At 61.4% G+C, this 3,146-nt stretch carries 2 protein-coding genes and 1 pseudogene; all 3 read right to left on the bottom strand.

What is annotated here, in order from left to right:
• Nucleotides 1–85: 85 nt before the first annotated feature.
• The 3 genes and pseudogenes from MJD61_04135 to MJD61_04145 all read right to left on the bottom strand — a co-directional run bounded on the left by MJD61_04135 (nucleotide 86) and on the right by MJD61_04145 (nucleotide 2,547).
• Nucleotides 86–380 (bottom strand): annotated as a pseudogene (locus MJD61_04135) (hypothetical protein).
• 1,198 nt (nucleotides 381–1,578) lie between these two features.
• Nucleotides 1,579–1,917 carry a hypothetical protein gene (locus MJD61_04140; GenBank protein ID MCG8554466.1) on the bottom strand — a complete coding sequence of 113 codons (339 nt, stop codon included), beginning with the start codon at nucleotides 1,915–1,917 and terminating at the stop codon, nucleotides 1,579–1,581.
• Between the two features lie 81 nt (nucleotides 1,918–1,998).
• Nucleotides 1,999–2,547 (bottom strand): hypothetical protein, encoded by a 549-nt coding sequence (locus MJD61_04145; protein MCG8554467.1) that lies wholly within the window; start codon nucleotides 2,545–2,547, stop codon nucleotides 1,999–2,001.
• Between the last annotated feature and the right edge of the window lie 599 nt (nucleotides 2,548–3,146).

The raw sequence follows: 3,146 nt of genomic DNA on the forward strand, positions 1-3,146 counted from the left end.
AAACGCCGAACGTGCAGCGCTGCGTGGGACTACGAAGGTCCGTTGAATGCTGCTCGGATCGGAGGCAGCTCGCTGGCGGCCGCTACTAGCCGGGCGCGGCCGCAGCGCCGTGGAAATGGCACATGAACCAGGTGCCGTGTGGAAACTGTACCTCACGGATTCCTCGCCGCCAGGCTTCGAGAGCGGCGCGGTAGGCCGTGCGGAAGGCGCGTACGGCCGCGACCGCCTCGGGTGGCTTCGGGCGTGCGTAGCTGCACCACGGAGGGCCGTTCGTGATCCCACACGGGCCCTTCCCACTTGCGCAGCACCTTGACGCCGAGCGCTAGCAGCCGGTGCAGCTCGGCCAGGAACCTGGGCAAGGTGCCCCGTACATCGGTAAGGGCCCACGGAAGAATAACTCGTCTGTATCGCCGAGGGCCGGGCGCCGTTGGCAAGGGGCAACGACGAGGAATATTGGGGATATTTCGAGGAGGCGCAACATAGCCAGCGGTGGTCGGAACCGGTGAGATGGATGAGTTATTCAATAGGAGTCACGTTCCGGCTGAGGCAAAACAACGGGAGCCAGCTGCAACTTGCCCTCAAGGGCGTCCACATCCGCCTGGCGTACAGCAAATTCGATGAATTCCTATGGCGTCCCCGAGAGCAGCAAAACGATGGGACTCGCACTTTTCATTCCCCAAGCAGTCCGTGTCCGTCGAGCACTTCCGTCGACACTTATTAGCCAGAGGCCTTGATCCAGCCTCAAAACAAAGACTGACCGGCATATTTGGTGGCATAGCTACGGGACACGATATATTGGTAAAGCATATCTCACCCGGCTGGCAATTCACTATATGCCTGCCCGAAGGATCCCCAACGCTGGCGCAGTACGTTTCGCCTCCACCACCTCCAGCACCGGTGCGTCCTGGTCCGCCGGTGCCACCAGCCTGCAGCCCACCAGCGCCACCCATCACCATTCCCCCTTCGCATGCCTCCGTGAGGAGCAATCCAAGACCAACCACAAGCACCCTGCCGTCACCGACCATCCCGAATCCCATCAGTTGCTAGGATCTGTCAACCCAGTGCATTCTGCAGCCTGGCCCCCAAGACTGCATGGCGTCCAATGAGAAATTGAATTCCTGTCCCCCTAGCCCTAGCCTTCGCCTGGGTCGCCTCCCAGACGGCGCCCGTACAGAATCCTTTATGATCACGCGCAACTGTTCTCCGGACGGTAGCGTCTCACATTCCAATGCGCTCTCCCCGCCGTTCGGCCGCGACGCCGGGTGCGCATTCGCTATCGTTGGCCCCCACATGCCCACATCCCATTGAACGAACTGGGGTTGGCCGAGCGGGGGACAGAGGGGGCATACTACTGGAGTGAAGCCTTGAGCTGTCGCGGGGGCGGCGGTAATGAGTATAAGGGATACCAAGAGTCTGGCCGCGCTGAGAGCGTAGCCGTGACGCATACAATCGGAAGGTTCTTGACGGCGCGGTGTGTCTAACATCGTTGCCTCCTGACGAGATGGAATCGCAACGCGGCAGTGATTGAAGCAGTGGTTCGGCTTGAGAATTGGCTTCCAGATATGGCGAAGTCTTCGGTTAAAAAATGGTGTGGAAATGGGTGATGTTGAGGACGAAGGCGTTTGCTTCGCTATTGGCAACGATCTTTCGCTTGTCCGACTCGTTGTTTTGGTAGTAAGCGAAGGTTCCATTTCCATTGTGACGCTCGAGCCCGCTAGTCACGCCGCTCATGCTCACATCCCATTGCACGTTCTGTGGCGGGTCGATGCCGCAGCGTGGGCACACGACGGGCTGAAAGGCCTGAGCCTCGACCACGGCGCCGTGCATTGTGACGGCGAGGGTAAGTGCGATCCCTCGACTGACCAGACACCGCACCGACGCCTTGACTAATCGTGAAGCATTCTGAAGCCGCAACATGCAACGCTCCTCTTGCCGGCTGACTCACAATCACAACCGAGGTGTGAGCATCACGATAGTTGCTAACAGGGGTCGCCCGCATCACCCCGCGGGGTGGGAAACGGTCGGATCAACGTGTGCTAGCTGGAGCAGGGTTGCACGTAACTCGGACAGGCGCGTCGTACCCGTCTTGCTGAGCACGGAGCGCGTGAGAGTCTTGGTCGTATTGTCGCTGACTCCAAGCTCCAGGCTCAGGGACTTGCGTCGAGCGCTTCCTTTGGCGACCAGGGCCACGAGCTGGCGCTCGCGAGGGGTAAGCCCCCAGCGCAAGGCCTGGATCCCGATCGCTCGGTCCAGGCGCATCGCACCCGACCGGTTCGCCATCAGGGCCGACAGGGCGAAGTGCTCTACGACCTTTGCTGAAACCGGCTCGAGCACGTATCTCGCGTCAAGGACCGTCAACTCGTGAGAGACAGCTGCGGAGAGACTCGGCGTAACGACCATTAGCGGTAGCTTTGGGCTTAGCCCGCGAATCAGCTTGATGACTTCCATGCACGCGTCGTCCAGCGAGACACAACGCACTACCACCGCAAGAGGCGGAGATGTGGTCTTCAGGTGATCGATCGCCTGACGGCCAGACGCGTACACCACCGGTCCGAATCTCCGCAATACACGCGACAATGACCTTGAGCGTCTTGACGCAACGATCAGAAACGACACGGCGGATTCCTATCCCCGCGACGGTCTCGGCCATGCTGTGGGCGCCGGCACGATCGTGCGTGGCTGCGCTCGAGTGCGGCACGGACGTAGGTGACGCTGCCATTCGCTCGTGCGGCGCAAGGGGCACCTGCCATGCGTAGGTCGTTCCCAGCGCGGTCGAAGGGCAAGCCTGGAACGCAGGCAGCCGGCCCAACACCTCCCAACACCACGGCCCTCATGGAGACCTCCCTAGCGCCATTGGGCGCTACTGTGGCGATCGCGCACCCCAAGTGCGAGAGCCACCTTCAGCGGAAGAGTACCCCCCCCCGGTAGTTGTCAATGGCTGTGTCCGCCGGTGGGCATGCAGCAGCGGTGCATGCAGCAGCGACCTGACCCGCGTTGAGGCTTGGGGATATCCAGGCTGCGCTGTGTCTGCCCGTGCTGCCGCGCTGGCGCCAGCTGCACCATGCGCAGCGCGAGTGCATCCTACGCATGGACTTCCACACCTTCGTTCAGCGCTTCATCCTCATCCCGGTGCAGGTGCTGCGAAC

The sequence above is a fragment of the Pseudomonadota bacterium genome, assembly GCA_022361155.1.
In the GTDB taxonomy this organism is placed as follows: Bacteria; Myxococcota_A; Polyangia; order Polyangiales; family JAKSBK01; genus JAKSBK01.

Bases quoted from the DNA above. Each gene is read 5' to 3' on its own strand.
- MJD61_04140 (MCG8554466.1), bottom strand. From the start codon at position 1,917: ATGTTGCGGCTTCAGAATGCTTCACGATTAGTCAAGGCGTCGGTGCGG.